The sequence below is a fragment of the Kribbella sp. NPDC003505 genome, from assembly GCF_040610875.1.
In the GTDB taxonomy this organism is placed as follows: domain Bacteria; phylum Actinomycetota; class Actinomycetes; order Propionibacteriales; family Kribbellaceae; genus Kribbella.
The window spans coordinates 520,569-541,299 of the sequence record NZ_JBEXNA010000006.1; the positions used below are offsets into that span (position 1 = coordinate 520,569).

Here is a 20,731-nt window from a genome sequence, read left to right on the forward strand (position 1 = left end):
ACAGTACGTATACGCCCACCAGACCGAGGGCTCACGCTCAGCTAGGCGCCTCCCGGCGCCCGGCTGAGCGACACCTCCTGTCGAGCTGCCGTTCGTCAGGTTCTGCCCACTGCCAACCCGTCGATCTGGACGAGCTTGCCGCTGGACGCGCTGACGAACTTGAGGGTGCCGCTGAAGAGCGTGCTCTGCACCGGAAGACCGAGCAGCACCTGCTTGTGGGTCGTCGGGTAGGAGAGATTCACGGTGATCAGGTACCTGTTCCCCGCGTACACGGCGACCGAGCCGCACGTCGGGCAGCGGGTCGCGACCAGAAAGAACCGCTTCCCCTGCACGGTCCGCGTCAGCGATTTGCCGTACATCGAGGTCTGCGTCGTGGTGCCGAAGTAGAACGTGGATCCGGTCGCCCGCGTCCACCCGGTCGAGGCCAACGACAGCGACCGGTCGTCGAGCGGCCGCGAGAAGCACCGGTCCGCACTCCATTGGCCGACGTTGCCGAGCTTGTCCGTCGCCCGAACCGACGCGCAGTACTCGTACCCCGCAGCGACCGCGAGATTCATCGACGTCGCGGTCGTCCGCGTCCACGGCTGCACGTACGCGCCGTACGCCCCCGTGGACGTCGCCCGCCGGTACCGAACGTCGTACGACGCTACCCCGCCGGCATCCGTGGCCGACACAGTCAGCGTCGCCGTCGCGGCCACCGACGCCTGGTACGTCGGCCCGGTCACCCGAGCCACCGGCCCGGTCGCGTCGGCGGTGAAGGACCGGGAGCCGACGACCGTACGGCCGCTGGGCTCGGTGGCCTTCACAGCGAACGTGTGGGCGCCGCCGGTCACGCCGGTGGCGCGGTACGGCGACGTACAAGGCGCCCAGGCGCCCGAGTCGAGCCGGCAGACCGTCGACGTGCCGGCGCTGAGGGCGGAGACGTCGAACGGGATGCTGACAGCGCTCCCCATCGTGGCCGCGGTCGGCGGGATCTCGACGCTCAGGCCCTGCCACACGGGCGCCCGAATGCCCTCGATGTACTGCGCGAAGAGCGACGCCTCGGGTCCGAGCTTGCCGTCCGCGGCCACTGTCAGCAGGCCGTGCGTATCGGTGTGGGCCCAGGTGAGGAGGCGGTCGGCCGCAGGTGACCAGTACAGCTTGCCGGGCAGGTAGGACAGGCTCGTCGACTGTGCCACGCCGCCGACCAGGGGGAGGAGGCCCACCTTGGGTGCGAACGGAGAGCTCGCATACGCGATCCAGCGTCCGTCAGGAGACACCGCCGTCGTCGTCGCGCCGATGGTGCCGGCGTAGGTGCCGAGCACGGCGCCGGTCGCGGTGGCCGCGACCCTCTGCAGCGCACCGCCGTGGGTATCTACGACCACCAGTGCCTGTAGGTCGGGAAGCCAGCTGGGCTGTCTGACACCGCATCGGACCTTGACCGGGTCGCCGCTCGGCAGCGTGACCACCCAGACGCAGAAATCCTCGCCGGGCTGCGTCTGCGCATAGGCCAGCCGGCTCCGGTCGGGCGACCAGGCGATGTCCCACACGGTGCCGACCGCCGCCACCCGGACCGGCGTCGAGACCGCTCGGGAGTCCGCGCGAACGGTCCACAGTGCTCCGTCCGCCACGTACGCCAGGTACCGGCCATCGCTCGAGGCAGCCATTTCGCCGATGCCTTGCGCGGGGATGCCCGAGCCGACCGGAACCGGTTGGGTGCCGTCCGGCCACGACCACTGGTAAAGCCCACCGTTGCTGTAGGCAAGAACATCGGACGTCTGCCGCGGGGCCTGCGCGGCGGTCGGTACGCCGTCGCCGATCTGGTTCCCGGCGGAGACGGCGTACGTCGCACCGGCCGGCGGGTTGGAGTCGTTCCAGCGTGAGGTCGTTCCGTTCGCGGCCGGCGCTACCTCGAACGTCGTCGTGGTCCCGCCGGCGAGGCGGTGCACGGTGTAGCCGGTCACCTCGCTCTGCCCATTGTCGGTCGGCGGATCCCAGCTCAGGTCGACGCCGGTGAGCGTTCCCACTGCCTTGAAGTTGGTCGGTGCGGCCGCCGTACCGACACCGGTGACGGTCAGGGCAGCGTGATGCTTCCCTCTGGCTGTGTTGTCCGGCAGTTCCAGCTGAGCGCTGTGCGCGCCGGACACCGACGGCCGGACGACTACGTCGACGGTGCAGCTCGCGCCGACGGCGAGGGCTGCCGGACAGTGGTTCGTCTGGATCGTCCAGTCGCCGGCCGTGGTTCCGACGACGGTCGGTGCGCCGAGCTGCACCTGCGTGCTGCCGGTGTTCCGGATGGTGACCGTCTTGGGCTCCGACGCCTGGCCGACGACGACGCGGCCGGCGTCGACCGGGCCGGTCGCGATCGCCACCAGCGGCCGTGCGCTGTGCACCCGCAGTTCCAGGATTACGTGTGGGCCGTCGCCGCTCTCCGTCCGGCAGACACCGTCGGCTGTCGCTGCCATCGTGGCAGTCGGCCAGAAGTCGTCGGTGTAGGCGAGCTGATCGACTCGCAGCGTGCCGTCGATCGAGCACGCGAGCGTTGACCGGATGGACACGTGGTACGCGGCCTCCGGGCCGATCTTGTAGACCCCCGGTCCGGGCAGATTGGGCAACGTGACGGACAGCGCCGGCGAGCGCAGCATGCGGTAGTTCGCCTCGGCCGAGGTCTCCTCGAAGGACGTCACCACCCGGTCGGCCGGCCCGTCGGTGTCGACGGACAGCGCGGTGACTGTGCCGGTGCCGACGTCCGGCTGTCTCGTCGCGGTCACGACGGCGCTCGGCGGTGAGGCCCCGTCCGCGTTTCCGGCCGTGACGCGGTACTCCGCGGTTCCGCCGACCGGGAGCGTGCGGTCGGCCCAGGTCGTAGCGGTCCCCGCGATCCGGCCGGAGACGTCCTGCCAGGTTTCCCCGGGCAGCCGGCGTTCGACCTGCAACCACGAGGCGTTCATGACCCCGTACCAGCGGAGGCCCTGCCCGGTCAGGATCGGGAACGGCGTGACGACGGGAGCCGTCGGCGCGACGATCGTCGTCCCGGTCGCGGCCGCCAGGATCCTGCCCCCTGGATACCCCGGCGCGGCCACGGCGATGCGGGTCCTGGAGATCCCGGCCGTGCCCCGCTGGTAGACGATGTCGACCGTGCAGGTCTCGTCCGCTGCCAGGCTCTTTCCGGCGCACCTGTCGGCGGCGACGTCGTAGTACTGGCCGTCGGCGAGAGCCGGATCGACGGTGGCCGCGCCGAGCGTCCCGGTGGCGGCGTCGCCGGAGTTGGTCAGCGTCACGGTTGCCTGGACGGGATCCGTCCGGCCCGCCTGGGGCATGGTGACCGGCGCCGGCGCGACCAGTGGGTGCGGGCGGTCGTCGGCCAGTCGGACGAAGCCCTGCGACGTCGTCGAACCGTTCTGGCACTCGACCGTCCAGCTCGCGGAGATACTGGTGATGGTGTCGCCGTCGTACTTGACCTCGTCGACGGTCAGCGCGCCCGACTTCGCCTGGGAGACCTGGTTGTCGAACGTGCGGCACACGTTGCCGATCAGTCCGGCCGAGTCGGTTCGCTGTGCTGCCACGTCGTACGTCGTGCCGTTCGCGAGGCGTTGGCCGAGGGGCGGGCCGAACCAGACGTTCGACAGGTAGAGCTCCCCGTCCTGGGTGGTCGCCGAGGTGATCTCGCTGTCGTCGGTGATGCGCTTGGTGCCGTAGCTGTCGACGACCAGGATGTCCCTGGTGACCACGCCCAGCGCGGTTTCCTCGCCGAAGGCGGCGTGGGCGATGAAGGGGATGGTGATGGCTGCCAGGGCGGTGGCCAGGGCGGCGCGGAACAGGGCGGGTTTGCGGGCGCGGCGCATTGAATCTCCAGGGCAGGGGACTCCGGCGCACCCCGAGTGGCACCGGCGAAAGGGAGAGATTTACCGCGTTTCCGGGCCTGACCGCAACACGCTTGCCACTTCCTGCAAGTGTGGTCGGCGGACAGTCGCCGGGCGCTTACGCAGCGAGGCGGCTCTGGGCCAGGCGGTGGTGAAGGGTGAGCATGCGGTCGATGCAGGATTGCCAGGTGTAGAGCTCCGCGCGGCGGCGGGCGGCGGCGCGGCGGTTGGGGTGGTGGGCGAGGGCCAGGACGGCGTCGGCGAGAGCCGATGGGTTGGCGGGGGCCCAGCGGCCGCAGGATTCGTCGACGAGTTCTCGGGCGCCGCCGGTGTTGGCGGTGACTACCGGGGTGCCGGCGGCCAGGGCTTCCAGGACTGCCAGGCCGAAGGTTTCGCCGGGGCAGACGGACAGGGCGATGTCGGCCTCGGCGAGGTGTTTGGCGAGGGTACGGCGGCCGTCGACGTACCCATGGAAGAACACAGGGGCGTCGCCGGCGATCTCGATCAGCTCGTCGAGGTGCGGGCCGGTGCCGTAGACGTCCATCCGGATGTTCACGCCGCGGCGGTGCAGTTCGGCGGCGGTGGCGACGGCGAGGTGCGGGCTCTTCTCACGGGAGAGGCGGCCGGCGTGTACGAGCTTCAGAAGCCCGTCGTCCGAAGGCGAACCCAGTGACGGGTGGAACGTGTCGAGGTCGACGCCGAGCGGGATCCGGACCAGTGGGGTCGTCACCTCGTCGAACTCGGCCGCCGCGTACCGCGACGTCACCACCACCGCGTCGTACGTGCGGCTGAGCAGCTTGTACAGCGCGGACACCGTGGCGACCACGCCGAGCTGGCTGTACTTCACCCCGTCGGAGCCCCACCGCACCTGCCGCTCACCGAGCATCCGGCCCGGCCGGAGTACGTCGTTCCCGCCCAGCTGACCCGGGCGCGCCGCTCCGAGGGCGAGCATCGCGTCGAGGCGTTCGTGGCTGAACAGCACCGTGCCGATGTCGTTCTTGCGAGCCCAGCGCGCGACCGGGAGGAGCGTCGACTTGTCGGAGATCTCGACCGTGGTCGGCCGGAAGCGCTTCAGTACGTCGATCACGGTCCACGGCGTGGTGATCAGCCGGTAGCCGCCGCTCACCTTCGGCGCCTTCACCCGGACGATCGTGCCGAGCTCGGTCTCGACCACGGAGTCCCGCTCGCCCGGCGTGATCACGATCCGCTCGGCGCCGGCCTCGGCGTACCCCCGGCCGATGTGCTCGATCGCGGTCCGCATCCCGCCGGACGTCGGCCCGACGAAGTTGGCCAGCTGGGCGATCCGCAGGCCCGTCATGCGACCCGCCGTACGGCGGCCGCGTCCCGGAGCACCTCGGCGTAGTGGCGGTCGACCAGGTCGTCGACGACCGCGGACCAGGTGCGCGACTGCACGCGCTGCAGGCCGCTGGCCGCCATCCGGCCGCGGGCCGCCGGGTGGTCGAGCAGCGTATTCACCGCGGCCCGCAGCGAGCCAGACTTGCCGGGCTCGAACAGCAGGCCGTTCTCGCCGGGGTGGATGAGGTCGAGCGGACCGCCGGCAGCCGGGCCGACGGTCGCAACGCCGGAGGCCTGCGCCTCCTGGATCGTCTGGCAGAACGTCTCGTGCTCGCCGGTGTGCACGAACACGTCCAGGCCGGCGAAGATCGACGCCAGGTCGGCGCCGCGGCGCATCCCGAGGAAGGTTGCCGTCGGCAACGCGTGCTCCAGGGCGGCGCGGTCCGGCCCGTCGCCGACGACCACGATCCGGCAGTCCAGATCGGTCAGCTCCGTGAGCCGCCGGACCTTCTTCTCGGCCGCCAGCCGGCCGACGTACCCGACGATCGGCTTGCCGTCCGGAGAGATCTCCCGGCGCCACTGTTCGTCCCGGTTCGACGGGTCGAAGAGATCCAGGTTCACGCCGCGGCCCCACCGGTAGACCCGCGGTACGCCGCGCTGCACGAGTGCGTCGACGGCCGAGGTCGAGGGCGCGAGGGTCCGGTCGGCGCGCGAGTGTGTCCGCCGTACCCAGCGCCAGATGCCCCGGTCCGCGGCGGCGTACCAGGGGTACTGGCGGGCGAAGCCGGCGATGTCGGTCTGGAAGATCGCGACCGTCGGTACGCCGAGCCGGCGGGCGGCGCGCAGCCCGTACGCGCCGATGATGAACGGCGAGGCGAGATGCACCAAGTCCGGCCGGAAGTCGGCCATCGCCCGCTCGATCGAGGGGTCCGGCAGACCGACCGGGTACTCCTTGTACCCCGGCGTCCGGAAGCTCCGGGCCCGCAGGACCGGGACGTCGCCGTAGCTGTCCGGACCCGGGCCGGGGGCGATGATCAGCAGTTCGTGCCCGCGGGCACGCAGCCGGTCGGCGACGTGGCGAGCCGTGTTCGCCACGCCGTTGATCTGCGGCAGGAAGGTCTCGGCCACCATCACGATTCGCACATCTCGAAGGTTCCTCACCGACCATGAACCCTGGGCGACGCTCTCGTGACACCGCGTCGATGGCCTGGCGACGGCTGCAGGGCCTTGAAGTGTCCTTCAGGTTGCCACCGGGCTGTGCTTGGTTAGTCGGATGCGAACTCTGGGCATCGTCGATCGCCCCGCGGCGCGCTGAACGCCTTCCGTTGGCAGGGCGGCCAGGATCGGCCGCCCTGCCAACGATCGGTTTACGGCGTGTTCAGCAGGTGCGTCATCGACCGTTGGACCAGGTCGTTGCGCATCGCCGCTGTGGTGAGCCCCTCGGCCCCGAAGCCCAGGTACACGGTGTCCGGCGTGGTCACGCCTGCGCCCTCGACGAAGGCGGTCGTGGTCCGAATCCAGTCGTTCGGGTTCTTCGCCGAGCCGGCCGGCGCACCGGTCACCGCCCAGCCGCCGAGGTCGGCCTCGAACGAGGTCGACTCGGTGCTCTGGTCCCTCGTGATCGAGACGTCGTCGACGAACGAGCCGAGGCCCTGCGTCGACCAGTCGCTGACATAGGTGATCGACAGCTCGACCTGTTTCCCGGCGTACGGCGTCAGGTCGACCTTCCAGTCCTGCCAACCGCCGCTGGCCCCGGACGACGCGTGCCAGGCGCCGGTGGTACCGGTCGGTGAACAGTCGGCGCCCTGGTAGTGGGCCAGGAACGGATGCAGCTGCACCCAACCGGCCGGGCAGCTCTGACCGGTGTCCTGCGCCGTGTGGCCGTTGATGTCCGGCAGCGTGGTCCAGTCGTCCTGACCGACGGTGTGCGCCTCGACCATGACGTAGTCCCAGTCCGCCTCGGTGTCGTACGAGAACTTGAACGCCAGCGAACCGCTCGAGAAACCGCTCAGGTCGACGGTCCGGGCCAGCCGCTTGTAGCTGATGTCCGCGCGCTGGCTGTAGATGTACTGCGATCCCGTGAACGGCTCGAACGGCGCGCCGCCGGGCCGCTGCCACTTCAACGGTGCCGAGCTCGCGAACTGCGGGAACTGGGCTGCCGGCAAGACACTCGACGTCAGGACGTACGCGTTGGTGTGGTCCTGGTTGTTGGCCGAGTCGCCGCCGTTGAGAGTCCCGGCGAACCCGTTGAAGGCGCCGGACGTCCCGGTGATCGGGAACGGGGTCCCGTTGCTGTCGCTGCCGCTGTTGTCGACCTGGGAGTACGCGCCGAGCCAGTACTGCTCGAAGTCGTTCAGCAACGGCAGACACGGGTATGCCCGCGGTGTGGTGCACTCGCCCTGCTGCTCCTCGAACGGGTTGTAGTAGTAGGCGCCGTCCTGGTTGCTGGCGAAGCCGGCGTACTTACCCGTGTACAGCAGCTTGCCGCCCTCGTTGAGGTAGTCGCGGACGGACAGCTCCAGGTCGAGCGCCAGCTCAGCAGCCGTACCGGCCGGCTGGCCGATCTTGCGCGTGATGATGTCGTTGCCGGTCTCCCAGACCACGGCCTTGTAGTGCGACAGCACCCCCAGCGGATGCGGCGCGGTCCGGTTGTTGGCGTCCACGTCGTACACGTCCGAAGTGACTCCGGCCGCGGTGAGCGCGCTGGCGTAGCTGGAGGCGTAGCGAGCTGTCGTCAGTCCTTGCGCCGGGCTGGCGCCGGTGACGTCCTCCGCGGCCAGGATCAGTACCTGTCCGCCGATGTCGCTGGCCACCTTGTAGGTGAAGTGCTCGCTGGAGACCGCCCCGGTCCCCACCTTGTTTCCGGTGAACCACACCTCGACGGAGTCGCCGGGCTTGGTGCGGCGTACGGTGCCGCGGAACTCGGCGTAGTACCGGTCGCCGGTGTCGCCGTACCGCTCGCCGCCCGTCCACTCCGCGACCTTGTCGTCGATCGCGTCGCCGCCGTTGATCCGGTAGTTGATCCGCAGGTTCTTCAACGCCCGCTTGGCGATCACGGCGACCGGCTGGGTCGTGCCGTACGAGACCGTGAACGGGTCGGCGACCAGATCAGCGGCCTTCCGCCCGACCACGGAGACCGGGTCGTCGGGGTCCTGCGCGGACTTCGCGACCGACAGCGCGAACGGGATGTTCTTGGCGAACTCGGCCTGGATCAGGCCCTCGTCGTCGGGGAAGCTGAAGACGCTGACACAGTCCTCGGGCAGCCACTGGTCGTTCGGGTCCGCGGCCGACACGGTCTGGCAGGTCGACATCTCCGGCGTGAACGCCATCGTCCCGTACGTGTCTGTCACGTGTCCGTCGGTCTCGCCGTTGGTCGTGTACAGCTCCGCCGAGATGTCCGGGTCGTACCCCGGTACGGCGGGTTGCGCGTCGTCGCCGGCCTGCGCCTCGGCGATCACGTCGTCCGGCGTGGGCGTGCTCACCTGCCAGCCGACGCCGTACAGCAGGAGCTCGGCAGCGGAGTGGTAGTTGATCAGCTCCGTGAAGCGGACTCTCTGGAACAGTTGGTCGAGGGCCTTCGTCTCCGGCTCGGAGCCCGGGGACGGACCGCGATACGTGTCGCTGCTCGGGTCAGGTGACGATCCCTCGTTGTCGTAGCCCCACTTGGTCGCCAGGTTGCGGTTCAGGTCGACGCCGTCGCCGGGAGCGATCTGGCCGTCGTCGTTGTTGTCGCGCAGGTTCTTCCGCCACAGCCGGTCGCCGACGAACGTGTAGTCGTAGCCGTCGGGGTTGGCCACCGGCAGGAACCAGAGCTCGCTGGTGTTCAGGATCTTCGTGGTCTCGGCGTTCTGGCCGTAGCCGTCGATGACGTAGTGCATCAGCCGCCGCACCATCTCCGGGGTGATCCACTCACGGGCGTGCTGGGCGCCCGCGTACAGCACCGAGGGCCGGGAGCCGTCGGTGACCAGGCGGGCGTCCTTGGTGACCTTGACGGCGACGATCGGCTTGCCCTGCACCGTCGTACCGATCGTGACGAGTTTGGCCAGCCCGGGATTCGCGGCCGCCGTCTGGGTCAGCTCTTCGAGCAGTCCGCCGGCCCCGCTGTACGGGCGGAACACCGTCGGGCCGGCCGCCGCGAGCCGTGCGGCCTCCTCGCTGGCGGTGTGTCCCTTCACTTTCTTGACCTTCAGATCGACGCCGTCCGAACGGAGCTTCGCCGCCTGCCGCTCCGAGATGACGACCTCGACCCTCGTGGTGCCGCCGGCGCCCTTCCCGGTGGCCAGGTCGGCCCGGTCCACGCCGGTGTCCACGACCTTCTGCAGTTGCTGCGCGTTCAGGTCGCCGACGTACACCTCGAGCCCGTCACCTCCTGGCGCCGGTGCCGCTGTCGCCGCCTGCCCCACGGCCAGTCCCCCCGATACGACGGCCAGTACCGCGATGAAAACCGACGTTCTCCGCATGTCGCCCCTCCCCGGTCGACGGTGCATATGGCGGCAGCCTGATGTGACCCACGTCACGAGTCAACAGTTCAGCGCGCGTGCTCGATCTCACCCGGTGGTGCATACCAGTGCGGTGCTGGTTCGGAATACCGTTGGGGGATGAGTCATCGCAGCGAGTCGGGGTTCGAGTTCGCGCCGGTGTACGGGCCGCTGGACGGGTTCGACCCGGCGGCCAAGCTCGGCGAGCCGGGGCAGTTCCCGTACACCCGCGGCGTGTACCCGACGATGTACACCCAGCGGCCGTGGACGATGCGGCAGTACGCCGGGTTCGGCACCGCGGCCGAGTCGAACCAGCGGTACCACCAGCTGATCGACCACGGGACGATGGGCCTGTCGGTCGCGTTCGACCTGCCGACCCAGATGGGGTACGACTCCGACGCCCCGATCGCGCACGGCGAGGTCGGCAAGGTCGGGGTGGCGATCGACTCGATCGACGACATGCGGGTGCTGTTCGACAAGATCCCGCTGGACCAGGTGTCCACCTCGATGACGATCAACGCGCCGGGGTCCGTGCTGTTGCTGCTGTACCAGTTGGTCGCCGAGGAGCAGGGCGTCTCCGGGGACAAGCTCACCGGCACGATCCAGAACGACGTACTGAAGGAGTACATCGCCCGCGGCACCTACATCTACCCGCCGAAGGAGTCGCTGCGGCTGATCAGCGACATCTTCGCGTACTGCCAGGCGGAGCTGCCGCGCTGGAACACGATCTCGATCTCCGGCTACCACATGGCCGAGGCCGGTGCGACGCCCGCGCAGGAGATCGCGTTCACGCTCGCGAACGGGATCGAGTACGTCCGGGCCGCGGTCGCGTCCGGGCTGGACGTCGACGAGTTCGCACCGCGGCTGTCGTTCTTCTTCGTCGCGCGGACGACGTTCCTCGAGGAGGTCGCGAAGTTCCGCGCGGCGCGGCGGATCTGGGCCCGGGTGATGCGTGATGAGTTCGGCGCCCGCAATCCCAAGTCGTTGATGCTGCGGTTCCACACCCAGACGGCCGGCGTACAGCTGACCGCGCAGCAGCCCGAGGTCAATTTGGTGCGGGTCGCGATCCAGGGCCTGGCTGCCGTACTCGGCGGAACCCAGTCCCTGCACACCAACTCCTACGACGAGGCGATCGCGCTGCCCACCGAGAAGGCCGCCCGGCTTGCGCTCCGCACCCAGCAGGTCCTGGCCTATGAGACCGACGTGACGGCGACGGTCGACCCGTTCGCCGGCTCGTACGTCGTCGAGTCGCTCACCGACGAGGTCGAGGCCGCCGCGGTCGAGCTGATGGACCAGGTCGAGGAGTACGGCGGTGCGGTCGCCGCGATCGAGAAGGGCTTCCAGAAACAGGAGATCGAGCGCTCGGCGTACCAGATCGCCCAGCAGATCGACTCCGTCGAACGCGTCGTCGTCGGTATGAACAAGTTCAAGATCGCCGAGGAGGAGCCGTACGAACCGCTCCGCGTCGACCCCGCCATCGAGGCCCAGCAGGTCGACCGCCTCGCCACCCTCCGCGCAACCCGCGACCAGTCCGCCGTCGACGAGGCGCTAGCCGCCTTGAAGAAAGCAGCCCAGGGCAACCACAACTGCCTCTACCCCATGAAACAAGCCCTGAAAGCCCGAGCCACCGTCGGCGAAGTCTGCAACACCCTCCGGGACGTCTGGGGCGTTTACGTCCCCGCCGACACCTTCTGACCCAACACCTGCAAGGCCCCCGCCCAAACGACACCGCTTCGCGGTGGCTGTCTTCTGCCGCCTTCGGCGGGTGCGTGACGGTGGTGTCGGCCGGGGTGCTGCCGGCGCCCGGGAATGTGGTGGGACGGGAGAGGCCACACCTTTTCGTCGACGCCAACTGTCGGCCGCCGTCGCCGGTATGCACGTAGGTGTCGAGGGGTTCAGCGGTGGTGGTTCAGGAAGGGGGTGAGGGCTGCGAGGTACTGCGGGCGGTTGTCGCGGTGTATTGAGTGGCCGGTGTTGGGGATGTGTACGGCGTTGAAGTCGCCGGCGGCTGCTTCGGCGCAGCGTTCGGCGTACTCGGTGGAGATCAAGGAGCCGCGTTCGCTGTCGCCGTGGATGAGGAGGACGGGGCAGGTGATCTCGGTGAGCAGGTCTGTCAGCGAGAGCGGGTCCTGGTACGGCAGGTCGAACATGTGCGGGTTGAGTTGTGCCTTCGAGACGGCCCAGGGTTCGAGTTCGTCGTTGGGCCAGTCGGGGTCGTTGGCGCGGCCTTGCGCGATCCGCGACGGCAGGTCCAGGGCTCGGATCTCGGTGAGCCAGGGCGGTTCGGACCATGGTTCGTCCGGTTGGTGGGCATCCGCGCCGCCGGTCGGCGGGTCCTCCAGTACGACTGCGCGGACCAGGTCCGGCCTCGCTGCGGCCAGGTACGCGGCCGACATCGCGCCCATCGAGTGGCCGACGACGACCATTCCGCCGTCGCGTGGCTGGCTCGACAGTACGAGGGCGGCGTCGTCGCGGAGGGCGGTGTAGCGGAAGGGTTCCTCCGGGAGCCCGGACTCACCGTGCCCGCGCGCATCGATCGCGAGCGCGTGGATCCCGGGCATCTCGCCGAGCAGTGGTTCCCAGCACTGCGCGGAGTCCGAGAAGCCGTGCAGGAACGCGACATCAGCAATCGCCTCATCGGTCCGGTACCACGCCAGATGCGCAGTCCTACCTCGCACGTCGAACATGCTTGCGGACATTAGCGCACCCTGGGCGCGCAGCCGCCGGAGGCGGCGAGAGATGGCCGGCGCGAAGCGCCGTCCTGTTCAGTCCAGTAAGGCGGCGGCGGTGAGGATTGTGGTGCCTATGGTGATGGCTTCTTCGGAGGGGGCGAAGCCGGGGGTGTGGAGGTCGGCGGCGGTTTCCTGGGTGGGTGGGCGGACGCCGAGGCGGGCCATGGCGCCGGGGACGTGTTCCAGGTACCAGGCGAAGTCCTCGCCGCCGAGGCTCTGGTCGGTGGGGGTGGCGGCACTGGTGCCCAGGGTCTGGTGGACGGCGTTCTGCAGGATGTTGATCGCGATCGCGTCGTTCATCACCGGCGGTACGCCGTGGGTGACCTCGGTGTCGACCTCGACGCCGTACGGCTCGACGATCTGCGCGGCGAGGGACGGGATGAGCTCGTCGGCCAGGCGCCAGGCGGCGACGTCGAGGCAGCGCAGGGTGCCCTCGGCCTCGCCGCGGGACGGGATCGCGTTGGCGGCGGAGCCGGAGGTGATGCGGCCCCAGACGAGTGACATGCCGGCGCGCGGGTCGACCCGGCGGGAGAGCGCGGCGGGCAGTTCGGTGACCAGGGTGGCGAGCGCGTAGACGAGGTCCGCGGTCAGGTGCGGCCGTGAGGTGTGGCCGCCGGGGCCGGTGAGCCGGACCAGCAGCTTGTCGGCGGCGGCGGTCAGCGCGCCGACGCGCAGGCCGACCTGACCGGTCTGGAGTCGCGGATCGCAGTGCAGGCCGTAGATCCGGCGTACGCCGTCCAGGCCGCCGGCCGCGATCACCCCGAGCGCGCCGCCCGGCATGACCTCCTCGGCCGGCTGAAAGATCACCCGGACGCGCCGGTCGAGCTGCCCGTCGCGCGCCATCCCGGCCAGCACCAGCGCCGTACCGAGAAGGGCCGCGGTGTGAACGTCGTGGCCGCAGGCGTGTGCGACACCGTCGACGGTCGACCGCCACGGTGCGTCCACGCCGCCCGACACCGGCAGCGCGTCGATGTCGGCCCGCAGCGCGACGCAGGTGTCGCCGGAGCCGATGTCGCAGATCAGCCCGGTGCCGGTCGGCAGCACCCGCGGCGACAGGCCGGCGTCGACGAGCCGCTTCTCGAGCAGCTCGGTCGTCCGTACCTCGTGCCACCCGAGCTCCGGGTGCGCGTGCAGGTCGCGGCGTACCTCGACCATGTCCTCGCGCACAGACTCGACGCGCGCCAGAACGTCCGCGACCAGCAACTGATGACTCATCCCGCGATTGTTTCATCCCGCAACCACCGCCCGACGGGGCGCTCCCCAGTTGTCACCGTCCGTCACGGCCACGGACGGTGAGCGCAACCACGGAGCGTGCGCACCGTGACGTCCAGGCAGCACCGGGTGAGCGCACCGGAGAAGTTGTCGAAATGTGACGCGAACGCCGGTCACTTTCCGGTATCGAGGCCTGCTTGACGTTCAAAGAAGGACGGCGGTCGCCCTATAGTCTGCGGATGCGGCACGTGGGGGAAGGCGTGCGGCAGGCAGAAGAATCTGGTCGACGAAGGAGACGTCCGGTGAAGAAGTACGTGCGGGGAACGGCGATCGTGGGCGTTGTGACGCTTGCCGTCGCCGCTTGTGGCAGCAAGCCGACCGAGGACAACGCAGGCGGCAGCGCCAACAAGGACTTCAAGGCCTGCATGGTCTCCGACTCGGGGGGTTTCGACGACAAGTCGTTCAACCAGACCTCGTACAAGGGCCTGCAGGACGCGGTGAAGGAGAAGGGCCTGACCGAGGTCAAGGCCGAGTCGAAGTCCGACAACGACTACCCGACCAACATGACCGCGATGGTCAATGCCAAGTGCAACGTCATCGTCGCCGTCGGCTTCAAGCTCGAGGACGCCACCGAGAAGGCGGCCACGGCCAACCCGAACATCAAGTTCGCGATCGTCGACTCGGCCCCGGCCAAGCCGATCCCGAACCTGAAGCCGCTGCTGTTCAACACCGCGCAGTCCAGCTTCCAGGCCGGTTACCTGGCCGCCGCGATGTCGAAGTCCGGCAAGGTCGGCACCTTCGGCGGTCTGAAGATCCCGACCGTGACCATCTTCATGGACGGCTTCGCCGAGGGCGTGCGCTACTACAACCAGCAGAAGAGCAAGAACGTCCAGGTCCTGGGCTGGGACGACGCCAAGCAGGCGGGTCTGTTCACCGGTGACTTCGAGGACAAGGCCAAGGGCCAGAACAACGCGCAGAACCTGATCACCCAGGGCGCCGACGTGATCTTCCCGGTGGCCGGCCCGTCCGGTCTGGGCGGTCTGCAGGCGGCCAAGGCCAGCAACGGCAAGGTGAACGCGATCTGGGTCGACACCGACGGTTGCGTGAGCGCCGCGGAGTACTGCTCGGTGCTGCTGAGCAGCGTCGAGAAGGGGATGGACGTGGCCGTGAAGGACGCGGTCGTGTCGGTCGTCGACAACAAGTTCGACAACACCCAGTTCACCGGCACGCTGCAGAACAACGGTACGGCGCTGGCGCCGTTCCACGAGTTCGACAGCAAGATCCCGGCCGACGTGAAGTCGGAGCTGGAGCAGATCAAGGCCGACATCATCAGCGGCAAGATCACCGTCCAGTCGAAGGTTCAGCCCAAGGCTTCCTGAGCCACGGCAACGCCGCGTAGTACGGTGCGAGCCAGGAAGGCCGGCCCACAGGTCGTCGCCTTCCTGGCTCGCCGTCTGAAGGGGAGGCTGCCCGATGCACCTCGAGCTGTCCGGTCTGACCAAGAGCTTCGGCTCGCTGGTCGCCAACGACCACATCGACCTGGTGATCGAGCCGGGGGAGATCCACTGCCTGCTCGGTGAGAACGGCGCCGGCAAGAGCACGCTGATGAACATGCTGTACGGCCTGCTGCAACCCGACTCGGGCGAGATCGTGATCGACGGCGCGAAGGTCAAGATCACCTCGCCGAGCGACGCGATCAAGCACGGGATCGGCATGGTGCACCAGCACTTCATGCTCGTCCCGGTGTTCACCGTGGCGGAGAACATCATGCTCGGCCGCGAGAACACCCGGGCCGGCGGCGTCCTGGACCGCAAGAAGGCCCACGCGCTGGTCACCGAGCTCTCCGACCGGTACGGCTTCGAGGTCGACCCCGAGGCGCTGGTCGAGGACATCCCGGTCGGCGTGCAGCAGCGGGTGGAGATCATCAAGGCGCTCGTCAACGACGCCAGCGTGCTGATCCTGGACGAGCCGACCGCGGTGCTCACCCCGGCCGAGATCGACGAGCTGATCGGCGTGATGCGCCAGCTCAAGGAGAACGGCACCTCGATCGTCTTCATCACCCACAAGCTCAAAGAGGTCAAGGCGATCGCGGACAAGATCACCGTGATCCGCCGCGGCAAGGTGGTCGGCCAGGCCGAGCCGTCCGCGTCCGAGGAGGAGCTCGCCGAGCTGATGGTCGGCCGCGCGGTCGACCTGGTGGTGGACAAGGAGCCGGCCGCGCCGAAGGACGCCGTCCTGCGGGTCGAGGGGCTGACCGTGATCGACGAGCGTGGGTTCACCGCCGTCGACGACGTCGACCTCGAGGTGCGGGCCGGCGAGATCCTCGCGGTGGCCGGTGTCCAGGGCAACGGTCAGACCGAGCTCGCCGAGGCGCTGCTCGGGCTGACCCCGATCGCGGCCGGGACGATCTCGCTGGACGGGCAGGACCTGACCGGCCGGAACACCCGGCATCGACTCGACGCGGGCATCGGGTACGTCCCCGAGGACCGCTGGCACGACGGCTTCGTGGACTCGTTCTCGGTGGCCGAGAACCTGGTCCTCGACCTGTTCCGCAAGCCGCCGTTCGGCAACGGGCTGGCGCTGCGCACCGACGAGATCGAGAAGAACGCGCAGGCCCGGGTGGAGGAGTTCGACATCCGCACCCAGGGCATCGACCTGCCGGTGTCGTCGCTGTCCGGCGGCAACCAGCAGAAGGTCGTGCTGGCCCGCGAGCTGTCCCGGCCGCTGCGGCTGCTGGTCGCTTCGCAGCCGACCCGCGGCGTGGACGTCGGCTCGATCGAGTTCCTGCACGGCCGGATCGTGGAGGAGCGCGACCGCGGGACGGCGGTGCTGATCGTGTCCACCGAGCTCGACGAGATCGCCGCGCTGGCGGACCGGATCGCGGTGATGTACCGCGGCAAGGTGGTCGGCGTCGTACCGTCCGACACGCCGCGCGACGAGCTGGGCCTGATGATGGCCGGCGCGTCGAAGGCAGAGGCGCACGACGAGGCGACCGAACACCCGACGACCCTGGGAACCATCTGATGAGCACTGAGACAGAGGTGGCGCCGGCGCCCGCGCCCGCGAAGGAGCCGCGGGGGTCCGGCCTGCCGAACTGGGCGGTCCAGGGCCTGGTCTCGCTGAGCGCGATCGTGCTGGCCCTGCTGGTCGGGGCGATCCTGATCATCGTCGGCGACGACCAGGTGCAGGCGGCGGTGAAGTACTTCGGCGCCGCCCCGATGGACACCGTGTCCGCGGCGGTGAGCGCGGTCGGCGAGGCGTACAAGGCGCTCGCGGTCGGCGCGTTCGGCAGTTGGACGGCGATCAGCGAGTCGTTGACCCAGGCAACACCGCTGATCTGCGGCGGCCTCGCGGTCTCGCTGGCGTTCCGTACCGGGCTGTTCAACATCGGCGCCCAGGGCCAGCTGATCATGGGCGCGATCCTCGCGGCGTACGTCGGTTTCGCCTGGCACCTGCCGCCGATCCTGCACCTGATCGTGGCGGTCGTCGCCGGCCTGATCGGCGGTGCGCTCTGGGGCGGCGTGGTCGGCCTGCTGAAGGCCCGGACCGGCGCGCACGAGGTGATCGTGACGATCATGCTCAACTACGTCGCGATCTACCTGCTCGCCTGGCTGCTGACCACGTCGACGTTCCGGCGGCCCGGGCGGACCGACCCGATCTCGCCGATCGTCGACACCAACGCGCAGTACCCGAAGTTCGGTGACACCCGGCTGCACGTCGGGTTCATCCTGGCGCTGCTCGCCGCGGTCTTCGTCTGGTGGCTGCTGAACCGGTCGACGATCGGCTTCGAGCTCCGTGCGGTCGGCGCGAACGCGGAAGCGTCCCGGACGGCCGGCATGTCGGTCGGCCGCGCGTACGTGATCGCGATGGTCGTGGCCGGTGCGCTCGCCGGTCTGGCCGGGACCCAGCAGGTGCTCGGCACCGACCTGCCGCTGACCGACGGGGTCGCGGCCTCGGTCGGGTTCGACGCGATCACGGTCGCGCTGCTCGGCCGCGGTACGCCGCTCGGCACCGTGCTGGCCGGGCTGCTCTTCGGCGCGCTGAACGCCGGCGGTCTGCAGATGCAGCTGGTGACGCAGACGCCGCTGACCCTGACCACTGTCCTGCAGGCCGTGATCGTGCTGTTCGTCGCGGCCCCGGCGCTGGTGCGCTCGATCTTCCGGTTCCTGCCGAAGGAACGCGGCGCCGGCGCAGTGCTCGCGAAAGGCTGGAACGGATGAGCGAGACGACTCCGGATGCGGTCCCCGAGGCCGCACCCAAGCCGACGGTGATCGAGGCCCCGGCCGATCGCACCCGCCGGCTGCGGGTCGGCGGCGTGATGCTGGTGTTCGCGCTGATCGGGCTCGCCCTGGCGGCGTTCACCAAAGGCGGCAAGGCGACCTTCCAGCTGGTGTCCGGCGACCTGCAGCACAACCTGCTCGGCATCCCCGCCCAGTTCACCGCGCTGGTTCTCGGGATCCTCGGTGTGATCGCCGCGGGCGCCTACCTGCTCCGCCGGGTCCCGCAGTCGTACTCCGGTTATCTGGCGGCCCTGCTCGGGATCTGCTTCATCGGCGCCTTCCTGTGCTGGGCCGCGGCCGGTAAGACCTTCCCGCTGGCCAACCAGTTCCAGGGCACGCTGAACTTCGCGACCCCGCTGATCCTCGGCGCGCTCGCCGGCGTGATGTGCGAGCGGGCCGGTGTCATCAACATCGCGATCGAGGGCCAGTTCCTGGTCGGCGCCTTCACCGCGGCGCTGGTGTCGAGTACGACGAACAGCAACGCCGCGGCGTTGATCGCGGCGGCGGCCAGCGGTGTGGTGATGGCCTGGCTGCTGGCCGTGTTCTCGATCAAGTACCTGGTCAACCAGGTCGTGCTCGGCGTCGTCCTGGTGGTCTTCGCGACCGGTATCACCGGCTTCCTGTTCGACCAGTTCATGCAGCCGCAGGCCGAGAAGCTGAACACGCCGGACGTGCTGTCGGCGGTGAAGATCCCGGGGTTGGCCGACATCCCGTTCATCGGGCCGATCCTGTTCAACCAGACGATCCTGGTCTACCTGACCTACATCGCGGTCGCGGTCGTCACGTTCGTGCTCTTCCAGACCCGCTGGGGCCTGCGGATCCGGGCGGTCGGCGAGCACCCGAAGGCGGCCGACACGGTCGGTATCAAGGTCAAGCGGATCCGGTACTCCGCGGTGCTCGCGGCCGGTGTCCTGGCCGGGCTCGGCGGCGCGTTCTTCACCGTCGGGTACGCCGGTTCGTTCAGCAAGGAGATGACCGCGGGCAACGGGTTCATCGCGCTGGCCGCGCTGATCATGGGCCGCTGGCACCCGATCGGTGCGATGGTCGCGGCGCTGTTCTTCGGTTTCGCGACCCAGCTGCAGTCCCAGCTGCAGATCATCCAGACGCCGATCCCCGGCGAACTGCTGCTGATGGCGCCGTACCTGGCGACGATCATCGCGGTGGCCGGGCTGGTGGGCCGGGTCAGAGCACCGAAGGCCGACGGTGAGCCCTACGTCACCGAGTGAGGTCGACTGGCCGGCGTTGCGCGCGGTTGCCGTCGACATGATGCACCGCGCGTACGCGCCGTACTCGCACTTCCCGGTGGGCGCGGCGGCGTACGTCGACGACGGGCGGATCGTTGCCGGCTGCAACGTGGAGAACGCCTCGTACGGCTTGACGTTGTGCGCCGAGTGCGGGCTGGTGTCGGACCTGCACCGGACCGGGGGCGGCCGGCTGGTCGCCTTCACCTGTGTGGACCGGCACGAGCATCTGCTGACGCCGTGCGGACGATGCCGGCAGTTGCTGCACGAGAACGGCGGCCCGGCGCTGCTGATCGAGACCGCGACCGGGGTCCGGCCGCTGCGCGAGCTGCTGCCGGACGCGTTCGGGCCCGAGTTTCTGGAGGAGTAATGAGTTTCGACGCGGTGGATGTCATCCGGGCCAAGCGGGACAAGGGCGAGCTGAGCGACGGGCAGATCGACTGGGTGATCGACGCCTACACCAAGGGCGACGTCGCCGATGAGCAGATGTCCGCGCTGGCGATGGCGATCCTGCTGAACGGGATGAACCGGCGCGAGATCGCGCGCTGGACCGCGGCCATGATCGCGTCCGGCGAGCGGATGGACTTCGGCACGCTGTCCCGGCCGACCGCGGACAAGCACTCGACCGGCGGCGTCGGCGACAAGATCACGTTGCCGCTGGCCCCGTTGGTGGCTGCCTGCGGCGTCGCCGTACCGCAGCTGTCCGGCCGCGGCCTCGGGCACACCGGCGGCACGCTCGACAAGCTGGAGTCGATCCCCGGCTGGCGGGCCGCGCTGTCGAACGACGAGCTGATGCGGCAACTCGAGGACGTCGGCGCGGTGATCTGCGCGGCCGGCGACGGTCTGGCGCCCGCGGACAAGAAGCTGTACGCGCTGCGCGACGTGACTGGCACCGTCGAGGCGATCCCGCTGATCGCCAGCTCGATCATGAGCAAGAAGATCGCGGAGGGCACCGGGGCTCTGGTGCTGGACGTGAAGGTCGGCTCCGGCGCGTTCATGAAGGACCTGGAGGACGCCCGGGAGCTGGCCGAGACCATGGTTGCGCTGGGCACCGACGCGGGTGTGAAGACCGTTGCCCTGCTCACCGACATGTCCGTTCCGCTGGGGCTCACCGCCGGAAACGCCCTGGAGGTTCGCGAATCGGTCGAGGTACTCGCGGGCGGCGGTCCGGCCGACGTGGTCGAGCTGACCGTAGCCCTGGCCAACGAGATGCTGGCCGCGGCCGGTGTCACCGGTGTGGACCCGGCCGAGAAGCTGCGCGACGGTACGGCGATGGACGCCTGGCGCGCGATGATCTCGGCGCAGGGCGGTGACCCGGCCGCCGAGCTCCCGGTCGCTCCCGAGCAGCACGTCGTCCCCGCGCCGGCGTCCGGCGTACTGTCCAAGCTCGACGCGCTCGCGGTCGGGGTCGCGGCGTGGCGCCTCGGTGCGGGGCGGGCGCGCAAGGAGGACCCGGTGTCGGCGGTGGCCGGCGTGGAGATGCACGCCAAGCCGGGCGACCAGATCACCGAAGGCCAGCCCCTCCTGACGCTGCACACCGACGATCCCGGCCGCATCGAGCGTGCTCTCGAGTCGCTGACCGACGCGGTCGCGGTCGCCGACTCGTACGAACCCGGCCCCCTGCTGATCGACCGCATCGCCTGAGGGGAT

At 69.6% G+C, this 20,731-nt stretch carries 13 protein-coding genes; 7 read left to right on the forward strand and 6 right to left on the reverse strand.

The window, feature by feature from the left end:
• Window positions 1–95 precede the first annotated feature (95 nt).
• The 4 genes from ABZX12_RS23675 to ABZX12_RS23690 all read right to left on the reverse strand — a co-directional run bounded on the left by ABZX12_RS23675 (window position 96) and on the right by ABZX12_RS23690 (window position 9,598).
• Window positions 96–3,824 (reverse strand): choice-of-anchor D domain-containing protein, encoded by a 3,729-nt coding sequence (locus ABZX12_RS23675; RefSeq protein WP_355696307.1) that lies wholly within the window; start codon window positions 3,822–3,824, stop codon window positions 96–98.
• 136 nt (window positions 3,825–3,960) lie between these two features.
• Entirely contained in the window at window positions 3,961–5,160 is a 1,200-nt protein-coding gene (locus tag ABZX12_RS23680) for a glycosyltransferase (protein WP_355696309.1), read from the reverse strand.
• Complete coding sequence (locus ABZX12_RS23685; protein WP_355696311.1) at window positions 5,157–6,281, reverse strand: glycosyltransferase family 1 protein; 1,125 nt, start codon at window positions 6,279–6,281, stop codon at window positions 5,157–5,159. The genes ABZX12_RS23680 and ABZX12_RS23685 overlap by 4 nt, the downstream gene beginning before the upstream one ends.
• 224 nt (window positions 6,282–6,505) lie before the next feature.
• Window positions 6,506–9,598: a M14 family zinc carboxypeptidase gene (locus ABZX12_RS23690; RefSeq protein WP_355696313.1), complete on the reverse strand. Its 3,093-nt coding sequence runs from the start codon at window positions 9,596–9,598 to the stop codon at window positions 6,506–6,508.
• A gap of 138 nt (window positions 9,599–9,736) precedes the next feature.
• Here ABZX12_RS23690 and ABZX12_RS23695 point away from each other — a divergent pair, with 138 nt between their 5' ends.
• Window positions 9,737–11,311, forward strand: coding sequence for a methylmalonyl-CoA mutase family protein (locus ABZX12_RS23695; RefSeq protein ID WP_355696315.1), 1,575 nt, complete (start codon window positions 9,737–9,739; stop codon window positions 11,309–11,311).
• Window positions 11,312–11,511: 200 nt separating this feature from the next.
• Here the strand turns inward: ABZX12_RS23695 and ABZX12_RS23700 are convergent, their stop codons facing one another.
• Together ABZX12_RS23700 and ABZX12_RS23705 are read right to left on the reverse strand one after the other, a co-directional pair.
• The gene (locus tag ABZX12_RS23700) at window positions 11,512–12,303 is read right to left on the reverse strand and encodes an alpha/beta hydrolase (protein WP_355696316.1); all 792 of its coding nucleotides are present in this window, start codon (window positions 12,301–12,303) and stop codon (window positions 11,512–11,514) included.
• A 78-nt stretch (window positions 12,304–12,381) separates the two neighbouring features.
• Window positions 12,382–13,563, reverse strand: coding sequence for an amidohydrolase (locus tag ABZX12_RS23705; RefSeq protein WP_355696318.1), 1,182 nt, complete (start codon window positions 13,561–13,563; stop codon window positions 12,382–12,384).
• Between the two features lie 299 nt (window positions 13,564–13,862).
• Between ABZX12_RS23705 and ABZX12_RS23710 the strand changes: the two genes are divergently transcribed.
• The 6 genes from ABZX12_RS23710 to ABZX12_RS23735 all read left to right on the forward strand — a co-directional run bounded on the left by ABZX12_RS23710 (window position 13,863) and on the right by ABZX12_RS23735 (window position 20,725).
• Window positions 13,863–14,939, forward strand: coding sequence for a BMP family ABC transporter substrate-binding protein (locus ABZX12_RS23710; RefSeq protein WP_355696320.1), 1,077 nt, complete (start codon window positions 13,863–13,865; stop codon window positions 14,937–14,939).
• Between the two features lie 94 nt (window positions 14,940–15,033).
• The gene (locus ABZX12_RS23715) at window positions 15,034–16,584 is read left to right on the forward strand and encodes an ABC transporter ATP-binding protein (RefSeq protein ID WP_355696322.1); all 1,551 of its coding nucleotides are present in this window, start codon (window positions 15,034–15,036) and stop codon (window positions 16,582–16,584) included.
• A complete protein-coding gene (locus tag ABZX12_RS23720; protein WP_355696324.1) occupies window positions 16,584–17,780 on the forward strand; it encodes an ABC transporter permease in 1,197 nt (398 codons plus the stop codon). The genes ABZX12_RS23715 and ABZX12_RS23720 overlap by 1 nt, the downstream gene beginning before the upstream one ends.
• The gene (locus tag ABZX12_RS23725) at window positions 17,777–19,066 is read left to right on the forward strand and encodes an ABC transporter permease (RefSeq protein ID WP_355696326.1); all 1,290 of its coding nucleotides are present in this window, start codon (window positions 17,777–17,779) and stop codon (window positions 19,064–19,066) included. The genes ABZX12_RS23720 and ABZX12_RS23725 overlap by 4 nt, the downstream gene beginning before the upstream one ends.
• Window positions 19,044–19,451, forward strand: coding sequence for a cytidine deaminase (locus ABZX12_RS23730; RefSeq protein WP_355696328.1), 408 nt, complete (start codon window positions 19,044–19,046; stop codon window positions 19,449–19,451). Before ABZX12_RS23725 ends, ABZX12_RS23730 begins: the two co-directional genes overlap by 23 nt.
• Window positions 19,451–20,725, forward strand: coding sequence for a thymidine phosphorylase (locus ABZX12_RS23735; protein WP_355696330.1), 1,275 nt, complete (start codon window positions 19,451–19,453; stop codon window positions 20,723–20,725). Before ABZX12_RS23730 ends, ABZX12_RS23735 begins: the two co-directional genes overlap by 1 nt.
• Window positions 20,726–20,731: the final 6 nt, after the last annotated feature.